General features: G+C 70.7%; 21 protein-coding genes. 14 read left to right on the forward strand and 7 right to left on the reverse strand.

The annotated features are described in order from the left end of the window. Positions 1-98: 98 nt before the first annotated feature. Entirely contained in the window at positions 99-536 is a 438-nt protein-coding gene (locus ACP4IX_RS06610; protein ID WP_055416717.1) for a DUF3052 domain-containing protein, read from the reverse strand. Positions 537-854: 318 nt separating this feature from the next. On the opposite strand from ACP4IX_RS06610, the gene aceE reads away from it, so the two are divergent. Both aceE and ACP4IX_RS06620 read left to right on the forward strand, forming a co-directional pair. After that, positions 855-3,686 carry a pyruvate dehydrogenase (acetyl-transferring), homodimeric type gene (gene aceE, locus ACP4IX_RS06615; protein ID WP_426554972.1) on the forward strand — a complete coding sequence of 944 codons (2,832 nt, stop codon included), beginning with the start codon at positions 855-857 and terminating at the stop codon, positions 3,684-3,686. 413 nt (positions 3,687-4,099) lie between these two features. Beyond that, entirely contained in the window at positions 4,100-4,567 is a 468-nt protein-coding gene (locus ACP4IX_RS06620; RefSeq protein ID WP_426554973.1) for a MarR family transcriptional regulator, read from the forward strand. Positions 4,568-4,583: 16 nt separating this feature from the next. Here the strand turns inward: ACP4IX_RS06620 and ACP4IX_RS06625 are convergent, their stop codons facing one another. Continuing rightward, on the reverse strand, positions 4,584-4,889 hold the full coding sequence (locus ACP4IX_RS06625) for a small hydrophobic protein (RefSeq protein ID WP_426519510.1): 306 nt from the start codon (positions 4,887-4,889) through the stop codon (positions 4,584-4,586). A gap of 269 nt (positions 4,890-5,158) precedes the next feature. Then, complete coding sequence (locus ACP4IX_RS06630) at positions 5,159-6,781, reverse strand: MFS transporter (protein WP_426519512.1); 1,623 nt, start codon at positions 6,779-6,781, stop codon at positions 5,159-5,161. Positions 6,782-6,935: 154 nt separating this feature from the next. On the opposite strand from ACP4IX_RS06630, the gene ACP4IX_RS06635 reads away from it, so the two are divergent. From ACP4IX_RS06635 to ACP4IX_RS06645, 3 genes are all read left to right on the forward strand, one after another. Next, the gene (locus tag ACP4IX_RS06635; protein WP_426519514.1) at positions 6,936-7,610 is read left to right on the forward strand and encodes a TetR family transcriptional regulator; all 675 of its coding nucleotides are present in this window, start codon (positions 6,936-6,938) and stop codon (positions 7,608-7,610) included. 72 nt (positions 7,611-7,682) lie between these two features. Continuing rightward, entirely contained in the window at positions 7,683-8,900 is a 1,218-nt protein-coding gene (locus ACP4IX_RS06640; protein WP_426519516.1) for an alpha/beta hydrolase family protein, read from the forward strand. A gap of 66 nt (positions 8,901-8,966) precedes the next feature. Further along, positions 8,967-9,821 (forward strand): DUF4429 domain-containing protein, encoded by an 855-nt coding sequence (locus ACP4IX_RS06645; protein WP_426519518.1) that lies wholly within the window; start codon positions 8,967-8,969, stop codon positions 9,819-9,821. Positions 9,822-9,961: 140 nt separating this feature from the next. Here the strand turns inward: ACP4IX_RS06645 and ACP4IX_RS06650 are convergent, their stop codons facing one another. Continuing rightward, positions 9,962-10,978, reverse strand: coding sequence for an aldo/keto reductase (locus tag ACP4IX_RS06650; RefSeq protein ID WP_426554974.1), 1,017 nt, complete (start codon positions 10,976-10,978; stop codon positions 9,962-9,964). Continuing rightward, positions 10,975-11,484: a MerR family transcriptional regulator gene (locus ACP4IX_RS06655; RefSeq protein WP_426554975.1), complete on the reverse strand. Its 510-nt coding sequence runs from the start codon at positions 11,482-11,484 to the stop codon at positions 10,975-10,977. The genes ACP4IX_RS06650 and ACP4IX_RS06655 overlap by 4 nt, the downstream gene beginning before the upstream one ends. Positions 11,485-11,581: 97 nt before the next feature. Here ACP4IX_RS06655 and ACP4IX_RS06660 point away from each other — a divergent pair, with 97 nt between their 5' ends. The 4 genes from ACP4IX_RS06660 (at position 11,582) to ACP4IX_RS06675 (ending at position 14,005) form a co-directional block, all read left to right on the forward strand. Beyond that, positions 11,582-12,052 (forward strand): GNAT family N-acetyltransferase, encoded by a 471-nt coding sequence (locus tag ACP4IX_RS06660; protein WP_426519524.1) that lies wholly within the window; start codon positions 11,582-11,584, stop codon positions 12,050-12,052. Between the two features lie 17 nt (positions 12,053-12,069). Continuing rightward, on the forward strand, positions 12,070-12,891 hold the full coding sequence (locus ACP4IX_RS06665; RefSeq protein WP_426554976.1) for a serine hydrolase domain-containing protein: 822 nt from the start codon (positions 12,070-12,072) through the stop codon (positions 12,889-12,891). Between the two features lie 443 nt (positions 12,892-13,334). Then, a complete protein-coding gene (locus ACP4IX_RS06670; protein WP_426519528.1) occupies positions 13,335-13,595 on the forward strand; it encodes a hypothetical protein in 261 nt (86 codons plus the stop codon). Beyond that, positions 13,595-14,005: a hypothetical protein gene (locus ACP4IX_RS06675; protein WP_426554977.1), complete on the forward strand. Its 411-nt coding sequence runs from the start codon at positions 13,595-13,597 to the stop codon at positions 14,003-14,005. The genes ACP4IX_RS06670 and ACP4IX_RS06675 overlap by 1 nt, the downstream gene beginning before the upstream one ends. Positions 14,006-14,345: 340 nt before the next feature. On the opposite strand, the gene ACP4IX_RS06680 is transcribed toward ACP4IX_RS06675, so the two are convergent. Next, the gene (locus ACP4IX_RS06680; protein WP_426555078.1) at positions 14,346-15,002 is read right to left on the reverse strand and encodes a pirin family protein; all 657 of its coding nucleotides are present in this window, start codon (positions 15,000-15,002) and stop codon (positions 14,346-14,348) included. A gap of 107 nt (positions 15,003-15,109) precedes the next feature. On the opposite strand from ACP4IX_RS06680, the gene fasR reads away from it, so the two are divergent. The 5 genes from fasR to ACP4IX_RS06705 all read left to right on the forward strand — a co-directional run bounded on the left by fasR (position 15,110) and on the right by ACP4IX_RS06705 (position 20,169). Further along, positions 15,110-16,315, forward strand: coding sequence for a fatty acid biosynthesis transcriptional regulator FasR (fasR, locus tag ACP4IX_RS06685; RefSeq protein WP_426519532.1), 1,206 nt, complete (start codon positions 15,110-15,112; stop codon positions 16,313-16,315). A gap of 89 nt (positions 16,316-16,404) precedes the next feature. Next, positions 16,405-17,367 (forward strand): ACP S-malonyltransferase, encoded by a 963-nt coding sequence (locus tag ACP4IX_RS06690; protein WP_426519534.1) that lies wholly within the window; start codon positions 16,405-16,407, stop codon positions 17,365-17,367. Positions 17,368-17,384: 17 nt separating this feature from the next. Beyond that, positions 17,385-18,416: a ketoacyl-ACP synthase III gene (locus ACP4IX_RS06695; protein ID WP_426519536.1), complete on the forward strand. Its 1,032-nt coding sequence runs from the start codon at positions 17,385-17,387 to the stop codon at positions 18,414-18,416. Between the two features lie 102 nt (positions 18,417-18,518). Beyond that, positions 18,519-18,767 (forward strand): acyl carrier protein, encoded by a 249-nt coding sequence (locus tag ACP4IX_RS06700; protein WP_052842858.1) that lies wholly within the window; start codon positions 18,519-18,521, stop codon positions 18,765-18,767. A gap of 100 nt (positions 18,768-18,867) precedes the next feature. Continuing rightward, the gene (locus ACP4IX_RS06705) at positions 18,868-20,169 is read left to right on the forward strand and encodes a beta-ketoacyl-[acyl-carrier-protein] synthase family protein (RefSeq protein WP_426519539.1); all 1,302 of its coding nucleotides are present in this window, start codon (positions 18,868-18,870) and stop codon (positions 20,167-20,169) included. Between the two features lie 116 nt (positions 20,170-20,285). Here ACP4IX_RS06705 and ACP4IX_RS06710 read toward each other — a convergent pair whose 3' ends face one another. After that, on the reverse strand, positions 20,286-20,780 hold the full coding sequence (locus ACP4IX_RS06710) for a DUF3145 domain-containing protein (RefSeq protein ID WP_426519541.1): 495 nt from the start codon (positions 20,778-20,780) through the stop codon (positions 20,286-20,288). Positions 20,781-21,005: the final 225 nt, after the last annotated feature.

Here is a 21,005-nt window from a genome sequence, read left to right on the forward strand (position 1 = left end):
CGCTGGGAACCACCCTACGCAGGGATCATCGCGGGTCCGCGGACGGGCCGACGGCGGTCGGCCCGTACGAGGTCCGGGTGTGGTGCGGAGCCTGGCGGCTACCGCTTGGACTTGGCGGCCTTGGGCGTCGCCAGCCGGCTGCCGCTCCAGTCCTTTCCGACGCTGACGCTCTTGGACGCCGTCAGTCCGGCCGTCGTCGCGGCTTCCGAAATGTCGCTGGCCTCGACGTACCCCGAACGGCCGGTCTTCGGCGTGAGGAGCAGGATCGCCCCGCCCTCTTCGATGTACGTGGTGGCATCCACCAGCGCATCCGTCAGGTCGCCGTCGTCGTCACGGAACCACAGCACGACGGCATCGGCCACGTCCTCGTAGTCCTCGTCCACCAGCTCGCCCTCGACGGCGCCCTCAATGGCCTCGCGGAGCTCCTGGTCGACGTCGTCGTCGTAGCCGATCTCCTGGACCACCTGCCCGGGCTGGAACCCCAGCCTGACGGCAGGGTTCGTCCGCTCCTCCGCGTGGTCCGCGGTCGCGCTCACGGGTTGCCTCCTGATCATGTCTTGGTGAATATCTCAGCCACGCGCGTGCGCGAAGCATTGGCCGTAGTCCACACGGGCGGGACGGATCGCGCAAGTACCCGGCGACTGGGACCGCCGAAACGGTGACGATCCCGGCCGTGTCGCCGCAACTCCAGCCATGCCATCCAGACCAAAGGTGACGTACACCACACCTATCTGCCCCGTTTGCGTATTTGGGAACCACGTGTGGGTACGAGACTCGAATGAACGTGCCCCCGACTCCATGGGGGAATCGGTTACCCCACGGTACAGATGACGTTTGGCCCCGCGAGGTACACGATGGGGAATCGGCGGGGAATCGGCGCGACACCCGGCACAGTGGCCCTCCGACAGCGAAGGAACAGCGTGGCTTCCGCATCCGATCGCAGTGATCGCAGTGATCGCAATCCGATCATCATTGGTGGCCTTCCGAGTCAGGTTCCTGACTTCGACCCCGAGGAGACCCAGGAGTGGCTCGACTCCCTCGACGCCGCCGTCGACGAGCGGGGCCGGGAGCGGGCCCGCTATCTGATGCTGCGGCTGATCGAGCGGGCCCGCGAGAAGCGCGTGGCCGTGCCCGAGATGCGCAGCACGGACTACGTGAACACCATCCCGACCAAGAGCGAGCCGTTCTTCCCCGGCAACGAGGAGATCGAACGCAAGATCCTCAACGCCACCCGGTGGAACGCCGCTGTGATGGTCTCACGCGCGCAGCGCCCCGGCATCGGCGTCGGCGGTCACATCGCGACCTTCGCCTCCTCCGCCTCCCTGTACGACGTGGGCTTCAACCACTTCTTCCGCGGCAAGGACGAGGGCGACGGCGGCGACCAGGTCTTCTTCCAGGGGCACGCCTCGCCGGGCATCTACGCGCGCGCGTACCTGCTGGACCGGCTCAGCGAGGAGCACCTCGACGGGTTCCGGCAGGAGAAGTCGAAGGCGCCGCACGCCCTGTCGTCGTATCCGCACCCACGGTCGATGCCGGACTTCTGGGAGTTCCCGACGGTGTCGATGGGCCTCGGTCCGATCGGCGCGATCTACCAGGCGCGGATGAACCGCTACATGCACGCGCGCGGCATCGCGGACACGTCCCGCTCGCACGTGTGGGCCTACCTCGGTGACGGCGAGATGGACGAGCCGGAGTCGCTGGGCCAGCTGTCCATCGCCGCCCGCGAGGGCCTGGACAACCTGACCTTCGTGGTCAACTGCAACCTGCAGCGCCTCGACGGCCCGGTGCGCGGCAACGGCAAGATCATCCAGGAGCTGGAGTCGGTCTTCCGGGGCGCCGGCTGGAACGTCATCAAGCTGGTGTGGGACCGCACCTGGGACCCGCTGCTCGCCCAGGACCGTGACGGTGTGCTGGTCAACCGCATGAACACCACCCCGGACGGCCAGTTCCAGACGTACGCCACCGAGTCCGGCGCCTACATCCGCGAGCACTTCTTCGGCGACGACCACCGGCTGCGCGCGATGGTCGAGAGCATGACCGACGACCAGATCCTGCACCTGGGGCGCGGCGGACACGACCACCGGAAGATCTACGCCGCGTACAAGGCGGCCCTGGAGCACAAGGGCCAGCCGACCGTCATCCTCGCCAAGACGATCAAGGGCTGGACGCTGGGCCCGAACTTCGAGGGCCGCAACGCCACACACCAGATGAAGAAGCTGACGGTCGACGACCTCAAGCGCTTCCGCGACCGGCTGCACCTGCCGATCTCCGACAAGGAGCTGGAGTCCGGCCCGCCGCCGTACTACCACCCGGGCCGGGACACCGAGGAGATGCAGTACATGCACGACCGCCGCCTGGGTCTCGGCGGCTACGTCCCGACCCGCGTCGTGCGCTCGAAGCCCCTGGCACTGCCGGACGGCAAGGCGTACGCGACCGTGAAGAAGGGGTCGGGTCAGCAGTCCATCGCGACGACGATGGCCTTTGTGCGGCTGCTGAAGGACCTCATGCGGGACAAGGAGATCGGCAAGCGGTTCGTACTGATCGCGCCGGACGAGTACCGCACCTTCGGCATGGACTCGTTCTTCCCGAGCGCGAAGATCTACAACCCGCTCGGGCAGCAGTACGAGTCCGTGGACCGGGATCTGCTGCTCGCCTACAAGGAGGCGCCGACCGGGCAGATGCTGCACGACGGCATCTCCGAGGCCGGCTGCACGGCCTCGCTGATCGCGGCCGGATCGGCGTACGCCACGCACGGCGAACCGCTCATCCCGGTCTACGTCTTCTACTCGATGTTCGGTTTCCAGCGCACCGGTGACCAGTTCTGGCAGATGGGCGACCAGCTGTCGCGGGGTTTCGTGCTCGGTGCGACCGCGGGCCGTACGACTCTGACCGGCGAGGGTCTCCAGCACGCGGACGGCCACTCGCAGCTCCTGGCGTCCACCAACCCGGCCTGTGTCGCCTACGACCCGGCCTTCGGCTTCGAGATCGCGCACATCGTCGAGGACGGTCTGCGCCGGATGTACGGCGGGGACGAGCGGCACCCGCACGGCGAGGACGTCTTCTACTACCTCACCGTCTACAACGAGCCGATCCAGCACCCGGCCGAGCCCGAGAACGTGGACGTCGAGGGCATCCTCAAGGGCGTGTACCGCTTCAGCGCGGGGACCTCCGGTTCCATTCCGGCGCAGATCATGGCGTCCGGGGTCGCGGTGCCGTGGGCGGTCGAGGCCCAGCGGATCCTCGCGGAGGAGTGGAACGTGCGCGCCGACGTCTGGTCGGCGACCTCCTGGAACGAGCTGCGGCGCGAGGCGGTGGCGTGCGAGGAGCACAACCTGCTGCATCCCGAGGAGGAGCAGCAGGTGCCGTACGTGACGCGGAAGCTGACCGGTGCGCAGGGGCCGTTCGTGGCCGTGTCCGACTGGATGAGGTCGGTTCCGGACCAGATCGCGCGGTGGGTGCCGGGGACGTACCAGTCGCTGGGCGCGGACGGGTTCGGCTTCGCGGACACGCGCGGTGCGGCACGGCGCTTCTTCCACATCGACGCGCAGTCGATCGTGCTGGGGGTGCTGACGGAGCTGGCGCGGGAGGGGAAGGTCGACCGGTCGGTGCTGAAGCAGGCGATCGACCGGTACCAGCTGCTGGAAGTCGCGGCGGCGGATCCGGGGGTCGCGGGCGGTGACGCGTAGCGCGTAGCGCGCGTGAGCGGTCGTGCGAGGGGCGGTGGGGCTGCGGCTCCGCCGCCCCTCGGGGTCTGTTCCCCCGGGGCTCTTGCGGTGCGGGCGCGGGGCTCTTGCTGTGCGGGCGCGGGGCTCTTGCTGTGCGGGCGCGGGGCGGGGCTCTTGCCGTGCGGCCGTGGGGCTCTTGCCGTGCGGCCCACGGAGTCCTCGCGGGGCGGGCCGCCGGGTCCGCGCGGGGCGGGCCGCCGGGTCCGCGCGGGGCGGGCGGGTGTGGCGGTCGCGGGGAGGAACGTCCGGTCGCCGGGTGACGGAGCGGGGTGGTCGTTCACGCCGGCGTCGGACCCGAGTCCGGCCTTGACCTCGACTTCGCTCGAGGTCCTAGCGTCCCCGCATCATCAGCCATCCCTGAGGGAGCAGCACGCATGACTACGCGACCCCTGTCCGACGCCGAGCTCGCGGCGCAGCCCGCCGGGTACTGGACCGGATTGGCCTATGAGGCCGTCATTTCGTTCGTTCGGGCCCGGCAGGCCGAGCTGGGCTTCACCCAGCCCCAGTTCTGGCTGCTGCGCAACCTGTCGAAGAACGACATCTCACCCGACGGCCGCGGTATGACCGTCCCCGAACTCCGGCAGGCCATGAGCGCGTACCTCAGGCCCGAAGACGACCTGGAGGCGGAGGCGGAAGTCCTGCTGGGGCGCGGTTGGCTGACCCGCGACGCCGCGGGACGGCTATGGATCACCGCGTCGGGCGAGGAGGCTCGCACGGGCCTCCAGCAGCACACCCCGGCCATCCGGGACCACATCCACCGGGACATCGACGACGCCGATTACGTCACGACGCTGAGAGTCCTCCAGCAGATGATCCGGAACACCGGCGGCTCCTCGGCGTAGGCGGGTGCGGAGGGTCTCACAGCATGCCGTGGCCCGGCGCCGCCGCTCCGAGGAACCCGACGACCGCCAGGACCGTGTCGATGACACCCAGGACAAGGGCGACCACGGCCGGTGCCGGGCGGGCTCCCGCCCGGCTTCGGCCCATGGCGAGCCGGCCGCAGACGATCGCGACGGGGCCGAGGACGATCCCCAGCACGAAGAACCCGGCGACCGCGCAGACGACTCCGACGACTGCGAGCGTCGCGCGATCCGGCCCGGTCCGTGACCACGTCCGGCCACGTGAGCGGGGGTGCCCGCGCGATCCCCGTCCGAAGCTCGCCATCGTCAACTCCCTGAATTCCTCACGGAGTTCGGGTACCCCTCTGCGGCGCCTCATGCCTGCCGCGCACACGCTGCCTGCGCGCTGCCCCCCTCCAGCAGCGCGCCGCAGCCTCTCGCCCTCCGTGCCCTCCGGAGGACCTGACCCACTGTGACCTGCGAGGTTCGCCGGAGGGGAGGGTTCGCCGACCCTGTCACCCGGATAGGCGAACAGGGCCGGAAAAGGGCGGAGTGCCGGGCCCGGCGGGCCGGCACTCCGTCGTGCGCTCCGTGTCAGATGTGGCCCACTCCCGCGCCGGCCTCCGCGTTCTCACCGCGCTTGGTGAGGAACGCGACCAGCACGGCCACGGCGGCGACGCCGGCGGCGACGAGCGACGCCAGGCTCATGCCGGAGATGAAGGTGTCGTGGGCGACCTCCGTGACCTTCGCGGCCACCTGTTCCGGCATGCCCGCGGCCACCGGCGGCACACCGACCTGGACCGCCTCGGAGACCTCGCCCAGCTGCTCCGGCGCCAGCTTCGGAAGGCCGGCGTCCGCCCAGTTGCCCTCCAGGTCCCTGTCGACCTTGGAGGCCATCACGGCGCCGAGCACGGCCGTACCGAGGCTGCCGCCGATCTGCATGGCCGCCTGCTGGAGACCACCGGCGACACCGGACAGCTCCATCGGCGCGTTGCCGACGATGACCTCGGTGGCGCCGACCATGACGGGCGCGAGTCCGAGACCGAGCAGGGCGAACCAGAGCGACATGAGGCCGCTGCCGGTGTCCGTCTCCAGCGTCGACATGCCGTACATGGCGAGCGCGGTGAACGCCATGCCTCCCGCGAGCGGGAGGCGCGGACCGACCTTGGTGATCATCGCGCCGGCCAGCGGGGAGCCGACGATCATCATGCCGGTGAGCGGCAGCAGGTGCAGGCCGGCGTCGATCGGGCTCATGCCGTGCACGTTCTGGAGGTAGAACGTCACGAAGAACAGGCCGCCCATGAAGGCGATGGCCATCATGACCATCAGCACCACACCCGCCGACAGCGGCACCGAACGGAACAGTGCCAGCGGGATCAGCGGCTCCCTGACCTTCGTCTCCCAGAGGGCGAAGAGCCCGAAGCCCGCGACGGAGGCGACGAGGAACAGCCACGTCGTGCCGGCGCCCCAGCCCCACTCGGGGGCCTTGATGAGCGCCCAGACCAGGCAGAACATCGCGGCGGAGAGCAGCGCGATACCGAGGACGTCGAAGGAGCGCGGCGCGTTCTCCGCACGGTGGTCCAGGAGGATCATGACGCCGAGGACGACGGCGAGAATGCCCACCGGCACGTTGATGAAGAACACGGACTGCCAGTTGACGTGCTCGACCAGCACACCGCCGAGGATCGGGCCGCCCGCGGTGGAGGCGCCGATGACCATGCCCCAGATGCCGATGGCCATGTTGAGCTTCTCGGCCGGGAAGGTGGCTCGCAGCAGACCGAGCGCGGCCGGCATCAGCAGGGCGCCGAACAGGCCCTGGAGCACCCGGAAGACGACGACCAGCGGGATGGTGTCGGACAGGCCTATGGCACCGGATGCGGCGGCGAAGCCGACCACGCCGATGAGGAAGGTCTGCCGGTGGCCGAAGCGGTCACCGAGCTTGCCCGCGGTGATCAGGGAGACCGCGAGGGCGAGGAAGTAGGCGTTGGTGATCCACTGGACGTCGGCGAAGCTGGCCTTCAGGTCGTCCCGGATGGCCGGGTTGGCGATTGCCACGATGGTGCCGTCGAGGGCCACCATCATGACCCCTACAGCGACGGTGACGAGGGTGAGCCACGGGTGGCCGCGCAGTCCGCTGGCCGGAGCCGGGCCCGACGGGCCGGACGATGCTCCCCCGCCCCCCGACCCCGTCTTGTCGATGGTGGTCTGACTAGTCATACATTCGAGGCTAATGACAGTCGCTGACAGTTGACAAACCAATTCATTGGTCAGTAACTGACACGTCATCTCCCTATAGCCTGAACTGCGGAAACACAACGAAAAGGCAGCGCGGCAACACGCCGGGGCCGACGCGAGGAGCGACCTTTTGAAGATGGCGGACACAGCACCCCCTCCGGGCCTGCGCGAACGCAAGAAGCAACGCACCCGGGACGCGCTGCTGCGCTCCGCGCTGGAGTCGTTCACCGAGCGGGGTTACGAGGAGACGACGGTCGACGACATCGCCGAGGCGGCCGATGTCTCGCAGCGCACCTTCTTCCGCTACTTCGCCAGCAAGGAGGAGGCGGCCTTCTTCGTGTCGCGGCTCGCGGAGTCGCACTTCGTCGACGCCGTACGCCGCCGCCCGCCCGGCGAGGCACCGCTGGACGCGTTGCGCCAGGCCCTCGTGGAGAGCTGGGGCACCATCGGCGAGACCGTCGAGCAACTGGTCCCGCTCGACCTGCACATGCGCTTCTACCGGGTCATCGAGTCGACGCCCGCGCTCCTCGCGGCCCACCTGCGGCGCGCCACGGAGCTGGAGGAGCAGATCGCCCGCGTCATCGCCGACCGCGAGAACCTCGACGTCGACGCGGACCCCCGGCCACGCGTGGTCGTGGCCGTCTTCGGGGCGGTGATGCGGGTGACCGAACGCATCTGGTCGGCGCGGGACGACGCCGGTCTGGCCGCGCTGCGCGACCTGACCGCCTCCTACCTCGACCAGGTGGAACCCGCGCTCACGGGCGACTGGCGGCACTCCCGGGGGCCGGACGGGCGCGCTTCAGCCCCGTAGCACATGATCGAAACGTGATGCGTGTCACTTGATTCACGGGAGACCGTCCCGTTCTCCTAGGGTGTCCTCCCAGTGACTTCCTTCGACACCTCTCCGCAGCTGAACGTCTGGCGCGCACTGCTCGCCCTGGCCGTGGTGTTCGTGATGCTGGCGACCACCGGCTGGACCGCCCTGCGCAACCAGCGGGGTCCCACGGCCCTCGAAGCGTCGGTCACGGCCTGGGAGAACGGCCGGATCGACGGGCGCCGGCTGCCGGACGCGCAGGCGGCCCCCGCCCGGCTGGCCCGCTTCTTCGCCTCGCTCGCCCAGTGGCAGCGCGAGAGCCTGGCCCGCCGCTACCCCCTCGCCGTCGGCAACATGAACGGCGCCCCCGTCGAGCTGCGCTACCTCGCCAACCGCGCGGCGCTGCGCAAGGCACGGGCCGTGGAGCGACTACGGATGCACGACAAGCGGCTGTCCCTGTCCGGGCAGCGCGAGGCGGGCCGGCGCGCGCACCACTACGAGTCGCTGCTCGCCCCCGACCGCCGCATCCTCGCCTTCGACCCGGCGGGCTCGGGCAGGATCGCCGAGGTGTTCGGGGATCTCGACCGCGCCGACCGCGTGTCCGTCGTCGTGCCCGGCGTCGACACCGAACTGCTCACCTTCCAGCGCACCGCCCGCAAGTACTCGGCGCCCGTCGGCATGGCCGAGTCGCTGCACGCGGCCGAGCGCAGGGTGAGTCCGGGCACGCGTACGGCCGTGATCGCCTGGGCCGACTACACGTCCCCCAGCGGCCTCGGCATGGAGGCCGCCACGGCGACCCGCGCCGAACACGGGGCCGTCCGGCTGAACGCGCTGCTGCGGGCGCTGCCCGGCCGGTCCCCCGTCTCCCTGTTCTGCCACAGCTACGGCTCGGTGGTGTGCGGCCTCGCCGCCGACACGCTGCCCGGCCGGGTGAGCGACATAGCGGTGGCCGGCAGTCCCGGCATGCGCGTCGAGAACGCCTCCCACCTGCACACCTCGGCCCGTGTGTGGGCGATGCGGGACGCCGACGACTGGATCCAGGACGTGCCGTACCTGGAGGTCGGCGGCCTCGGCCACGGCGCTGATCCGGTGTCCGCGGCGTTCGGGGCCCGGGTGCTGTCCGCGCGGGGTGCACAGGGGCACAGCGGCTACTTCGTACCGGGCACGGAGAGCCTGCGGAACTTCGCGGAGATCGGCGTTGGCGCATACCGCACGGTCGCCTGCGCCGCGGAAGACGACACATGCCGGGCGGGTTTGTCCCTGGCGACGGCGGCCGGACGCGCGTAGAGGAGCAGAAACTCCGGTTTGCGCGGGGAGGGGACGGAAGGGCTGGTGCCGCATACGATGAGCCGCATGGGTGACGTACTGGCCGGATTTCATGCCGCCTGGGAGTTCGAGTCCGACTCCGTGCTCATCCGCTACGAACGGGGGATTCGAACACCCAAGCTGTTCCAGGCCCTGGGCGAGCGCCGTGTCCCGCTGGAGGCGATCGCCGGGGTGACGCTCACGCCCGGCAGGCGGGGCACCGTGGTGCTGCGCGTCGAGCCGCGCCCGGGCGCCGATCCGCTGATGGAGGCGGCGGCCGGGCAGCTGAAGGAGGGCTGCGACCCGTACCGGCTGGTGCTGCCCGCCGAACGGGAGACGCTCGCGGAGTACTACGCCGACGAGCTGCGGACGCTGCTGACCGAGACCGGCAAGACCGAGCGGTACCTGGTGGCCGCGCCCGAGGCGCCGCTGCACTTCAAGGCGTACGACGGCAAGGCGTCCTTCGACGGCACGTCGGTGGCCTTCCGGTGGTTCTGGACGGGTGCGTCGTCGGCGAAGTGGAAGGCCGGCGACCAGAGCTTCCCGGTCGCCGGGCTGGGCGGCGTGGAGTGGCGGTCCCCCGAGATGTTCGAGGGCTATCTGCGGCTGCTGCCACGGGACGGGACGCCGGGCGTTCCGCAGGCCGACCAGGATCCGGCGGCGGTCGTGTTCGGGCTCGGGTACGGGCCCGTGCACGAGTCGCTCCCGTTCGCCGCGGCGGTGCTGGCCGCGGTGCGGGAGCGGAGCGCGGGTGCCTCGGTGCCGGTGCCGGTGCCGGCGCCTCGGCGTGATCCGGCGGACATCGCCGAGCGGATCCGGCACCTCGGGGAGTTGCATCAGGCGGGGCTGGTGACGGACGAGGAGTTCTCCTCGAAGAAGGCGGAGTTGCTGGCGGAGCTCTAGCTTCCGCCGGTCGCGGTTGTCTCGGGTGCGGTTTCCTCGCGGGGCGCGGGTGGTGGCGGGCTGCTCGCGCGCACGCGGCGGGCCCGCGCCCACGCCACGGCCCCGCACCCCTCAGGGGGCGTCGCCGCCCCGGCTGCGCTCTATTCCCGGCCCGCCGACGTGAACGACATGTCCGCGTAGCGGGTGCCCGCCACCTTGCCCGCGATCGGCTCCAGGAGGGCCAGTTCGTCCTCCGTCAGGACGATCCTCGTCGCCGCCGCGTTCTCTTCCACCCGCGTCGGCTTCCGGGTGCCCGGGATCGGGACCACCGGGAGGCCGTGCACCCGCGCCCGCTGCTGGGCCCAGGCCAGGGCGACCTGGCCGAGGGTGGCGCCGTGGGCGTCGGCGACCGTGCGGACCGGGTCGAGGAGGGCCGCGTTGGCCGCCGCGTTGTCGCCGGTGAAGCGGGGCTGCTGGCGGCGGAAGTCACCGGCCGCGAGGTCCTGGTCGGCGTTGGTGAAGGCGCCGGTGAGGAAGCCCCTGCCGAGCGGGGAGTACGGGACGAGGGCGACGCCCAGTTCGCGGGCGGCCGGCACCACGCCCGCCTCGATGTCCCGGCTGAACAGCGACCACTCCGACTGCACGGCGGCGACCGGGTGCACCGCCTGCGCGGCCCGCAGCTCGTCGCCCGTCACCTCGCTCAGCCCGAGGTGCTTGACCTTGCCCTCGCGGACCAGGTCCGCCATGACGGCGACGGTCTCCTCGATGGGCACGCGCACGTCGCGCCGGTGCATGTAGTAGAGGTCGATCACGTCGACGTCCAGGCGGCGCAGGCTCGCCTCGACGCACTGGCGGATGTACGGCGGGTCGTTGCGGATGATCCGCTTCGTCGGCTCGTCCGGCGGGATCGCCAGGGCGAACTTCGTCGCGATGACGACCTCGTCGCGGTGGGCCTTGAAGAACGGCGACAGGAACCGCTCGTTCTCGCCCGCCCCGTACGCGTCGGCCGTGTCGTAGAGCGTGACGCCCAGCTCCAGCGCCCGTTCCAGGGTCGCCCGCGACGCGTCGGCGTCCGACGGGCCGTATCCGAAGCTCATGCCCATGCAGCCCAGGCCCTGGACGCCCACCTCGGGGCCGTCGTCGCCGAGCCGTACCGTCGGGATCCTGTGGTCGGTCATCGGGTCCCCTCCGTTTCACCGGCGCGGCCGGCATCCCCGTAGAAGCTGATCTTGCGGTCGAGTACGGCGAGGGTGTCCTGGAGTTCGGCGATCCGCGTCAGCACGTCGCGGCGCGTGGATTCCAGGAGTTCCCGCCGGTCGAGGTAGGTGTTCTCGCCCTCGCGCACCAGCTCCGCGTACCGGACCATGTCGGCGACCGGCATGCCGGTCAGGCGGAGCTTGCCGACGAGGTCGAGCCAGTCCAGGTCGCGGTTGCTGTAGCGGCGCTGCCCGGTGTGCGAGCGGTCGATGTGGGACATCAGGCCGATCCGCTCGTACCAGCGCAGCGTGTGGGCCGTCAGTCCGGTGAAGGCGACGACCTCGCTGATGGTGTAGCGGTCCTGCCCGTCGGGGCGCGGGTGGCGCCGGGGCGGGGCGGAGCAGATGTCCGTCCTGGTCTCTGTCCCGGTCTCTGTTCTGGTGGCGTTCGGCACGAGGGTCTCGGCCGTGGTCTGCATCACCGTCATGCCGCACACGCTATGACCTTGGAGTGCACTCGAAGCAAGCACGCGCGGTGGGAAAACGCCGGGAGGGCGGGTGCCCCGGCTGATTAGCATGCCCCGCATGACTCTCGCACGCCGCGCGCTGCCCGAAGACGCGGAGGAAGTACTGCGCCTCCGTCAGGTGATGATCGATTCGGTGGCGCGGTCCAGCCCGTCCACCGAGTGGCACGCCGCGTCCCTCCCCGTCCTGCGCGGCAGGCTGGCCGAGCCGGACGGCACCTTCGCCGCGTTCGTCGTGGACCGTCCGGAGCGGCCGGGGGCGCTCGCGGCGCTGGTGGCCGGCACGCTCGACTACCGCATCGGCGGTGCCCGCAACCCGCTCGGTGTCGACGGCTACGTGTTCAGCGTCGCCACCGACCCGGACGCGCGCCGCCGCGGATACGCGCGGGCCTGCATGGAGGCACTGCTGGAGTGGTTCCGCGAGCACGGCGCCCGGCGGGTCCGCCTCACCGCGTCCACGCAGGCGGAGCCGTTGTACGCCTCGCTGGGCTTCCGGCAGAGGCCGGACCCTTTGCTGGAGCTGACACTGTGAGCGCTTAGGCTCGGGGTATGTCCTTGCAGAGCCTCGCGTTGATCGAGAACTGGCCGGTTTCCACCGCCGCGGCGGGTGTCGTACGCGCCGACGGCACGGTCGTGGGAACCCACGGCCCCGTCGGCCGACCGTTCCCCCTCGCCTCGGTCACCAAGCCGCTCGCGGCGTACGCGGCGCTCGTCGCGTACGAGGAGGGCGCGGTCGAACTGGACGAGCCCGCCGGCCCGCCCGGGGCGACGGTCCGCCACCTGCTGGCGCACACCTCGGGCCTGGCCTTCGACGAGCACCGGGTGACCGCCCCGCCCGGGGAGCGCCGGCTGTACTCCAACGCCGGTTTCGAGCAGCTCGGCGACCACATCACGAAGGCGGCGGACATCCCGTTCGCCGAGTACGCGCGGCAGGCGGTGCTGGAGCCGCTGGGCATGACAGCCACCGCCCTCGACGGCTCCCCCGCGAAGGACGGTGTCTCGTCGGTCGAGGACCTGCTGCGTTTCGCCGCCGAGGTACAGGCGCCGCGCCTGCTGGATCCCCGCACGGTCGCCGAGGCGATGACCGTCCAGTACCCGGGCACGAAGGGCGTCCTGCCGGGCTACGGGCACCAGAACCCCAACGACTGGGGCCTCGGCTTCGAGATCCGCGACTCCAAGTCCCCGCACTGGACGGGCGCCTCGTCCTCGCCGCGCACCTTCGGGCACTTCGGCCAGTCCGGTACGTTCCTGTGGATCGACCCCGACGCCGGACTCGCCTGCGTGGCGCTCACCGACCGCGCCTTCGGCCCCTGGGCGGCCGAGGTCTGGCCGGCCTTCACGGACGCGGTGCTGGCGGAGCTGCGCGGCTGAGGCGGCACTCGAACCACACCGTCCTGCCCTGGCCGTCCGGGCGCGGCGTGACACCCCAGCGGTCGGTCCCGTCCTGACCGTGAGCGCAGGGGCGTGGAGCGCGTTCGTCGACAGTCTGCGGTAGCCAGCGCATCTACGCGGATGTGTGTTCGCGCCGACGGAAGCTCACCTTGCTGAAAGCGTGAACAGCAGGCCACAAGCGTCCTCGGGGTGCTCAAAGGAGCGGCGCGAGGACGAAAACGTCGAAAGGTTCACGCTTTTCAAGTGAGTGGCCCCCTCCCGGCGGCAGCATCTTCACGCAGTGCTGTAAAGCCACTGCGATCAGGCTTCGGGTGGCAGGTTCCGGTCAATGATCTTGGTGCGTGCCTACAGTGACCCGCCGCGTCCGCCGGAGTGAGTAGTTCCTTCGGTGCGCGGTCACAGGGCGGCCGCGGAGCGCCGTAGTGAAGTTCGACGGATACCAGAACGGAACCCTTATCGACGCCAAGAACATCCACTACAAGGAAAGCTGGATCAACGGCGAAGGACGGCTCAAATTCCCCACGTCGGAGACTACTGCCATGGTGAAGCAGGTAAAGGCTGCGAACGGCACACCCGTCGTGTGGTACATGTCCGACGAAAAGACCCGAGCCACCTTGGAACTATGGGCGCTCGAAAACAACGTCAAGGGCATCAAGTTCGTGTTCAGACAGGGACAAGCGTAATGAGCTACAACCTGAGCCTCTACAGGTTCTCGGACGGCGAGTTGGCCCGACCCGACATGGACGCGGTCCGGGCGGTCCTCTCGCCCGCCCGTGCCGAGCCCGAGAAGGTGAGCGACGGCGCAACGGAATTCTGGATTCGTGCCGCTGACGGCAGCGAGGCCGAGGTGGGCGTCTTCGAACGCTTCATCAGTGTGGAAAACCCGCAGGCCGGTGACGTATGGAAGATTGTCGTCGAGCTGACGGACCAGCTCGGCGCAGGTATCCTCGTCCCCAACGGTACGTTCCTGTGCCCGGAGGACATGCGTGCGCACCTTCCTGAGGGAATGGAGCGCGATTCGTCTTTCATTCCGGCCATCACCCTCGAAGCCATCGAGAGGGTCGCAGGTCCGTTCATGGATCCATTGACCTGACATCTCATTGACGCGGCAAGTGGACGGGCTTCTCGTCGTAGCTTGGCCCGACCGTCTACAGGCTCCGCCGAAGCCGAGTTGTACCGGTTCGGCGGAGCCTGCCCACGTACGTCTCCCCGCACCATCTCCCCCACGAGCGGCTCCGCGTCCGTGAACCGCACCGCGCCGTCGGCACCAACGCCTCCCCGCTCAGCAGCACTCCGCCGCCTACTACACGCACCTACACGTAGGTTGCGCCCCGCACCGCTGTCCACCGCACCGCGGGCGGGGGGTCGGGCGGTACCGGCTGCCCCGGCTCCCGGAGGACGTCGGGGGTGCCGAATTCGGTGAGGGGGAGCGATCAGCTCCCGGCCATTTCCCAGACCAGCAACTCCGTCCGCGTCGCCGCCACCGCCTCCGCCCCCTCGGCGTCCGTGATGCGCACCGCGTCCCCGGCGCCCAGCTCCTCCCCGCTCAGCGTCACATCGCCCCGCACCACATGGACGTACACATACGCCCCGTCCGGCACCGCCGTCCGCTCCCCCGCCGCCAGGCGGCGCACATGGAGCATCGCGCCCGCCTCGGGGACCGCGTACGGGGTGGAGTCGGCGATGCCGCGGACGATCTCGTAGGCGGGGTCGCCGCCGGGGTCGCGGGGAGCCAGCCACATCTGGACGAAGGTCAGGGGGGCGGAGCCGTCGTTGCGCTCGACGTGGCGGACTCCGGCCGCGGAGCTGAGGCGCTGCACGTCCCCGGCGCGGACGACCGTCTCGTGGCCGGCGGTGTCGCGGTGGGTGAGCTCGCCCTCCACCACCCACGTGACGATCTCGGTGTGGCTGTGCGGGTGCTCGTCGAAGCCTGCACCGGGGGCGAGACGCTCCTCGTTGCAGGCGATCAGCGAACCGAAGCGGAGGTTGCCGGGGTCGTAGTGGGGTCCGAAGGAGAAGGCGTGCCGCGACTCGATGCCCGCCGCCGCGTCGCCTCCCGGGTAGCGCTCGTCGGCGCGCCGTACGTCCATCACGCCGTCCACCGTAGCCCCGGCTCCCGGCGGCCCCGGAGCCGCACGGGCGTCGAGCGCAGCCCCGGCGACACGCCCGCCCGTCCCGATAAGGCAGTCTTGTCCCCGTGCCCGAACCCGAAACCAGCAAGCCCGAGCCCACGGCGCACGCCGTCCACTCGCACACCGCGACCCTGAAGCGGTTGGAGCAGTCCTCCGGATCGCTCGCCGCGCAGGCCATCGCGCGTATGGACGAGACGCTGCCGTGGTACCGGGCCATGCCACCGGAGAACCGTTCCTGGATCGGGCTGGTGGCCCAGGCGGGCATCGCGGCCTTCACCGAGTGGTTCCGGCGCCCGGACGCCCCGCAGGCCATCTCCACCGATGTCTTCGGCACCGCGCCGCGCGAGCTGACCCGGGCGATCACGCTGCGGCAGACCGTCGAGATGGTGCGGACGACCATCGAGGTGATGGAGTCCGCGATCGACGAGGTCGCGGCCCCCGGGGACGAGTCCGTGCTGCGCGAGGCGCTGCTCGTGTACGCCCGGGAGATCGCCTTCGCCACCGCCCAGGTGTACGCCCAGGCCGCCGAGGCACGCGGTGCCTGGGACGCGCGGCTGGAGTCACTGGTCGTGAACGCCGTGCTCAGCGGGGAGGCGGACGAGGGCGCCGTGTCCCGGGCCGCCGCCCTCGGGTGGAACTCGCCCGAGCATGTGTGTGTCGTGCTGGGCACCGCTCCCGACGGGGACTCCGAACTGACCGTGGAGGCCATCCGGCGGGCGGCCCGGCACGCGAAGCTCCAGGTGCTGACCGGGGTGCTCGGGGACCGGCTGGTGGTGATCGCGGGAGGCAGCGACAACCCGCTGGCGGTCGCCAAGTCGCTGATCGGGCCGTTCGCCCAGGGCGCCGTCGTGGCCGGCCCCGTGGTGCCGGACCTGCAGGCCGCGACCCGGTCCGCGCAGGCCGCCGCCGCCGGCCTCAAGTCCTGCACCGCCTGGCCGGACGCCCCGCGCCCGGTGCTGGCGGACGATCTGCTGCCGGAGCGCGCGATCGCCTCCGATCCCTCGGCCCGCGAGCAGTTGGTGGAGGAGATCTACAGACCACTGGAAGAGGCCGGGGCCGCGCTGCTGGAAACCCTCAGCGTCTATCTCGAACAGGCGAGCAGCCTCGAAGGCGCCGCCCGGATGCTCTTCGTTCACCCGAACACCGTGCGCTACCGGCTCCGACGTGTGACTGACGTCACCGGATGGTCACCCTCTGATGTACGGTCTGCGTTCACACTGCGGATCGCGCTCATCCTGGGGCGTCTGGCCGATGGAGATCCGCAACTCTGAGCTTTTGTCGAGGGTATACAAAACCCCCTCGTGTTCTTCGTCCCTGTCCTCACGGGCGGTCGCGACCGTCCTCAAGAGAGAGTGTGAGAGTGCTCGTACTCGTCGCTCCCGGCCAGGGCGCCCAGACGCCCGGCTTTCTGACTGACTGGCTCGCCCTTCCCGGTGCCGCGGACCGCGTCGCCGGGTGGTCCGACGCCATTGGACTCGATCTCGCCCACTTCGGCACGAAGGCCGACGCGGACGAGATCCGTGACACGTCCGTGGCCCAGCCGCTGCTCGTCGCCGCCGGACTCCTCTCGGCCGCGGCACTCGGCACGTACGCCTTCGCCGCTGACGCGGCGGGCACGGAGATCACGCCGGGCGCGGTCGCGGGGCACAGCGTCGGCGAGATCACCGCCGCCGCGTTCGCGGGGGTCCTCGACGACACCGCCGCGCTGACCCTCGTACGCCGTCGGGGCCTGGCCATGGCCGAGGCCGCCGCGGTGACCGAGACGGGCATGTCGGCGCTGCTCGGCGGCGACCCCGAGGTGAGCGTGGCGCACCTGGAGAAGCTCGGCCTCACCCCGGCGAACGTGAACGGCGCCGGTCAGATCGTGGCGGCGGGCACCATGGAACAGCTGGCCGCGCTCGCCGAGGACAAGCCCGAGGGCGTACGCAAGGTCGTGCCGCTGAAGGTGGCCGGCGCGTTCCACACGCACCACATGGCGCCCGCGGTGGACAAGCTCGCCGAGGCGGCCAAGGCGCTCACGCCGGCCGACCCCAGGGTGACGTACGTCTCCAACAAGGACGGGCGGTCCGTCACCACCGGCGCGGAGGTGCTGGAGCGCCTGGTCGGCCAGGTCGCCAATCCGGTCCGCTGGGACCGGTGCATGGAGACCTTCAAGGAGCTCGGCGTCACCGCGCTGATCGAGGTGTGCCCCGGCGGCACACTGACCGGTCTGGCCAAGCGTGCGCTGCCCGGTGTGAAGACCCTGGCCCTGAAGACCCCCGCCGACCTCGACGCCGCCCGCGAGCTCGTCGCCGAGCACGCCGGACTCGCCGAGCAGGCCTGACAAGGAGCGCGACAAGCATGTCGAAGATCAAGCCCAGCAAGGGCGCCCCGTACGCGCGCATCCTCGGCGTCGGCGGCTACCGCCCGACCCGGATCGTGCCGAACGAGGTGATCCTCGAGACGATCGACTCGTCGGACGAGTGGATCCGTTCGCGCTCCGGCATCGAGACGCGGCACTGGGCGTCGCCCGAGGAGACCGTCGCGGCGATGTCGATCGAGGCGTCCGGCAAGGCCATCGCCGACGCCGGCATCGACGCCTCGCAGATCGGTGCCGTGGTCGTGTCGACCGTGTCGCACTTCAGCCAGACCCCGGCCATCGCCACCGAGATCGCCGACAAGCTCGGCACGGACAAGGCCGCGGCCTTCGACATCTCGGCGGGATGCGCGGGATTCGGCTACGGTCTGACCCTCGCCAAGGGCATGATCGTCGAGGGCTCGGCGGAGCACGTACTCGTCATCGGCGTGGAACGGCTCTCCGACCTGACCGACCTGGAGGACCGGGCCACGGCCTTCCTCTTCGGCGACGGCGCCGGCGCGGTCGTGGTCGGCCCGTCCCAGGAGCCCGCGATCGGCCCGACCGTCTGGGGCTCGGAGGGCGACAAGTCCGAGACGATCAAGCAGACGGTGCCGTGGGACCGGTTCAGGATCGGCGACGTCTCCGAGCTGCCCCTCGACAGCGAGGGCAACGTCAAGTTTCCTGCGATCACGCAGGAGGGCCAGGCGGTGTTCCGCTGGGCCGTGTTCGAGATGGCGAAGGTCGCCCAGCAGGCGCTGGACGCGGCCGGGATCAGCCCGGACGACCTGGACGTCTTCATCCCGCACCAGGCCAACGTGCGGATCATCGACTCGATGGTGAAGACGCTGAAGCTGCCGGAGCACGTCACGGTCGCCCGTGACATCCGCACCACCGGCAACACCTCGGCCGCCTCGATTCCGCTCGCGATGGAGCGGCTCCTGGCGACCGGCGAGGCCAAGAGCGGCGACACCGCGCTCGTGATCGGCTTCGGGGCGGGTCTCGTCTACGCCGCGACGGTCGTTACCCTCCCCTAGGCACTGCGTGCCGGATCACCCGGTCCGGGACGGAGACCAGCAAGACCTGCCGCTGACGCGGCGGGCCGCCACACCCTCTGGACAACAAGAAGGAGCGCCACCATGGCCGCCACTCAGGAAGAGATCGTCGCCGGTCTCGCCGAGATCGTGAACGAGATCGCCGGCATCCCGGTTGAGGACGTCCAGCTGGACAAGTCCTTCACCGACGACCTGGACGTCGACTCGCTGTCCATGGTCGAGGTCGTCGTCGCCGCCGAAGAGCGCTTCGACGTCAAGATCCCGGACGAGGACGTCAAGAACCTCAAGACGGTCGGCGACGCGACGAAGTACATCCTCGACCACCAGGCCTGATCCGCCGTTGCTCGGGCACGGCCCGGGCAACCGGACAGACTGCCCCGCCACCCGGCGGTGGCGCCGTACGAATCCGTATCCCGTTGGAGAAAGAATTCCCGTGAGCTCGACCAATCGCACCGTGGTCGTCACCGGTATCGGCGCAACCACACCGCTGGGTGGCGACGCAGCCTCTACCTGGGAAGGCCTGGTCGCCGGCAAGTCCGGCGTCAAGCCCCTGGAGCAGGAGTGGGCCGCCGACCAGGCGGTCCGCATCGCCGCGCCGGTCGCCGTGGACCCCTCCGAGGTCATTCCGCGGCCCCAGGCCCGCCGGCTGGACCGTTCGGCCCAGTTCGCGCTGATCGCGGCGCAGGAGGCCTGGAAGGACGCCGGTTTCACCGGCAAGGCCGGCGAGCCGGCCGAGGCGGACGACGCCGCGACGCCGGCCGCCGCCGTCGACCCCGACCGGCTCGGCGCGGTCATCGCCTCCGGCATCGGTGGCGTGACGACCCTGCTCGACCAGTACGACGTGCTCAAGGAGAAGGGCGTCCGCCGCGTCTCCCCGCACACCGTCCCCATGCTGATGCCGAACGGCCCGTCGGCCAACGTGGGTCTGGCCGTGGGCGCCCGGGCGGGCGTGCACACGCCGGTCTCCGCCTGCGCGTCCGGCGCCGAGGCCATCGGCTACGCCATCGAGATGATCCGCACCGGCCGCGCCGACATCGTCGTCGCGGGTGGCACGGAGGCGGCGATCCACCCGCTGCCCATCGCCGCGTTCGGCAACATGATGGCGATGTCCAAGAACAACGACGACCCGCAGGGTGCCTCGCGCCCCTTCGACACGGGCCGCGACGGCTTCGTCCTCGGTGAGGGCGCCGGCGTTCTCGTCCTGGAGTCCGCCGAGCACGCCGCGGCACGCGGTGCCCGCGTCTACGCGGAAGCGGTCGGCCAGGGCATCTCCGCCGACAGCCACGACATCGTGCAGCCGGAGCCGGAGGGCCGCGGCATCTCGGCCGCACTGCAGAACCTGCTGGACCGCACCGACCTGGACCCGGCCGAGATCGTGCACGTCAACGCGCACGCCACCTCCACGCCGGCCGGTGACATCGCCGAACTGAAGGCGCTGCGCAAGGTCCTCGGCGACGACGTCGACCACATGGCGGTCTCCGGCACCAAGTCGATGACCGGTCACCTCCTCGGCGGCGCGGGCGGCGTGGAGTCCGTCGCGACCGTGCTCGCCCTGTACCACCGGGTGGCGCCGCCGACCATCAACGTCGAGAACATCGACCCCGAGGCCGAGGCCGCCGCGGACATCGTCCGCGGCGAGGCCCGGAAGCTGCCCGTCGAGGGCCGCATCGCCGCGCTGAACGACTCGTTCGGCTTCGGCGGGCACAACGTGGTGCTGGCGTTCCGGACGGTCTGAGCGACGCCCGCACGCACCCGGACCACCCGAAAGGGGCCCCACCGGTCGGTGGGGCCCCTTTCACACGTCCAGGTGCGGGCCCACGGCGTCTACGGGGTCTCACCCCACACGGGGTCTCACACCACCTGGTGCAGCCAACGGACCGGGGCGCCCTCGCCCGCGTGGCGGAAGGGCTCCAGTTCGTCGTCCCAGGGCTTGCCGAGGAGCTTGGCGACGTCGGACTCCAGGTCGGTCTCGCCGCGCTGGGAGCGGACCAGGGCGGCGCGCAACCGGTCCTCGGGGATCATGATGTCGCCGTGGATGCCGGTGACGGCGTGGAAGATGCCGAGGTCGGGGGTGCAGCTGTAGCGCTCGCCCTCGGCGTTCGCGGACGGTTCCGCGGTGGCCTCGAAGCGCAGCAGCTGCCAGCCGCGCAGCGCGGAGGCGAGCTTGGACGCGGTGCCGGCCTGGCCCTGCCAGGAGAACTCCGAGCGCCAGGTGCCGGGCGCGGCGGGCTGCCGGATCCAGTCCAGGCTGACGCGCGTGCCGAGCACGCCGGCGATGGCCCACTCGACGTGCGGGCAGAGCGCGCGCGGCGCGGAGTGCACGTACAGAACTCCACGTGTCGTCACCGGAACCTCCGGGCTGAGCGGGACATCTCGGAACGGGTGGAACGGCCGTGACCGCGCGGGCCACGTTGATGGCGAGGCTACCGTGCGACGGGGCAAGGAGTGTGACGTACCGTCGGTCCCGCTGCCGACAAACCTCCGTCATTCACCCGGCAGGACGCTTGTGCGGGTGTGCACCGTCACATCGCCGCCGTCGGGAACCCTCGCGCGGTGTCATGGGTTGAGGAC

The organism is Streptomyces sp. WG5, assembly GCF_049974565.1.
Lineage (GTDB): Bacteria > Actinomycetota > Actinomycetes > Streptomycetales > Streptomycetaceae > Streptomyces.

Excerpts from the sequence above, each read along its gene's own strand:
- ACP4IX_RS06700 (WP_052842858.1), top strand. The coding sequence starts at position 18,519 with ATGGCCGCCACTCAGGAAGAGATCGTCGCCGGTCTCGCCGAGATCGTG.
- ACP4IX_RS06675 (WP_426554977.1), top strand. The coding sequence starts at position 13,595 with ATGAGCTACAACCTGAGCCTCTACAGGTTCTCGGACGGCGAGTTGGCC.
- ACP4IX_RS06625 (WP_426519510.1), bottom strand. The coding sequence starts at position 4,889 with ATGGCGAGCTTCGGACGGGGATCGCGCGGGCACCCCCGCTCACGTGGC.
- ACP4IX_RS06660 (WP_426519524.1), top strand. The coding sequence starts at position 11,582 with ATGACTCTCGCACGCCGCGCGCTGCCCGAAGACGCGGAGGAAGTACTG.
- aceE (WP_426554972.1), top strand. The coding sequence starts at position 855 with ATGGGGAATCGGCGGGGAATCGGCGCGACACCCGGCACAGTGGCCCTC.
- ACP4IX_RS06635 (WP_426519514.1), top strand. The coding sequence starts at position 6,936 with ATGGCGGACACAGCACCCCCTCCGGGCCTGCGCGAACGCAAGAAGCAA.
- ACP4IX_RS06695 (WP_426519536.1), top strand. The coding sequence starts at position 17,385 with ATGTCGAAGATCAAGCCCAGCAAGGGCGCCCCGTACGCGCGCATCCTC.
- ACP4IX_RS06645 (WP_426519518.1), top strand. The coding sequence starts at position 8,967 with ATGGGTGACGTACTGGCCGGATTTCATGCCGCCTGGGAGTTCGAGTCC.
- ACP4IX_RS06650 (WP_426554974.1), bottom strand. The coding sequence starts at position 10,978 with ATGACCGACCACAGGATCCCGACGGTACGGCTCGGCGACGACGGCCCC.
- ACP4IX_RS06630 (WP_426519512.1), bottom strand. The coding sequence starts at position 6,781 with ATGACTAGTCAGACCACCATCGACAAGACGGGGTCGGGGGGCGGGGGA.
- ACP4IX_RS06620 (WP_426554973.1), top strand. The coding sequence starts at position 4,100 with ATGACTACGCGACCCCTGTCCGACGCCGAGCTCGCGGCGCAGCCCGCC.
- ACP4IX_RS06655 (WP_426554975.1), bottom strand. The coding sequence starts at position 11,484 with ATGACGGTGATGCAGACCACGGCCGAGACCCTCGTGCCGAACGCCACC.
- ACP4IX_RS06680 (WP_426555078.1), bottom strand. The coding sequence starts at position 15,002 with ATGGACGTACGGCGCGCCGACGAGCGCTACCCGGGAGGCGACGCGGCG.
- ACP4IX_RS06665 (WP_426554976.1), top strand. The coding sequence starts at position 12,070 with ATGTCCTTGCAGAGCCTCGCGTTGATCGAGAACTGGCCGGTTTCCACC.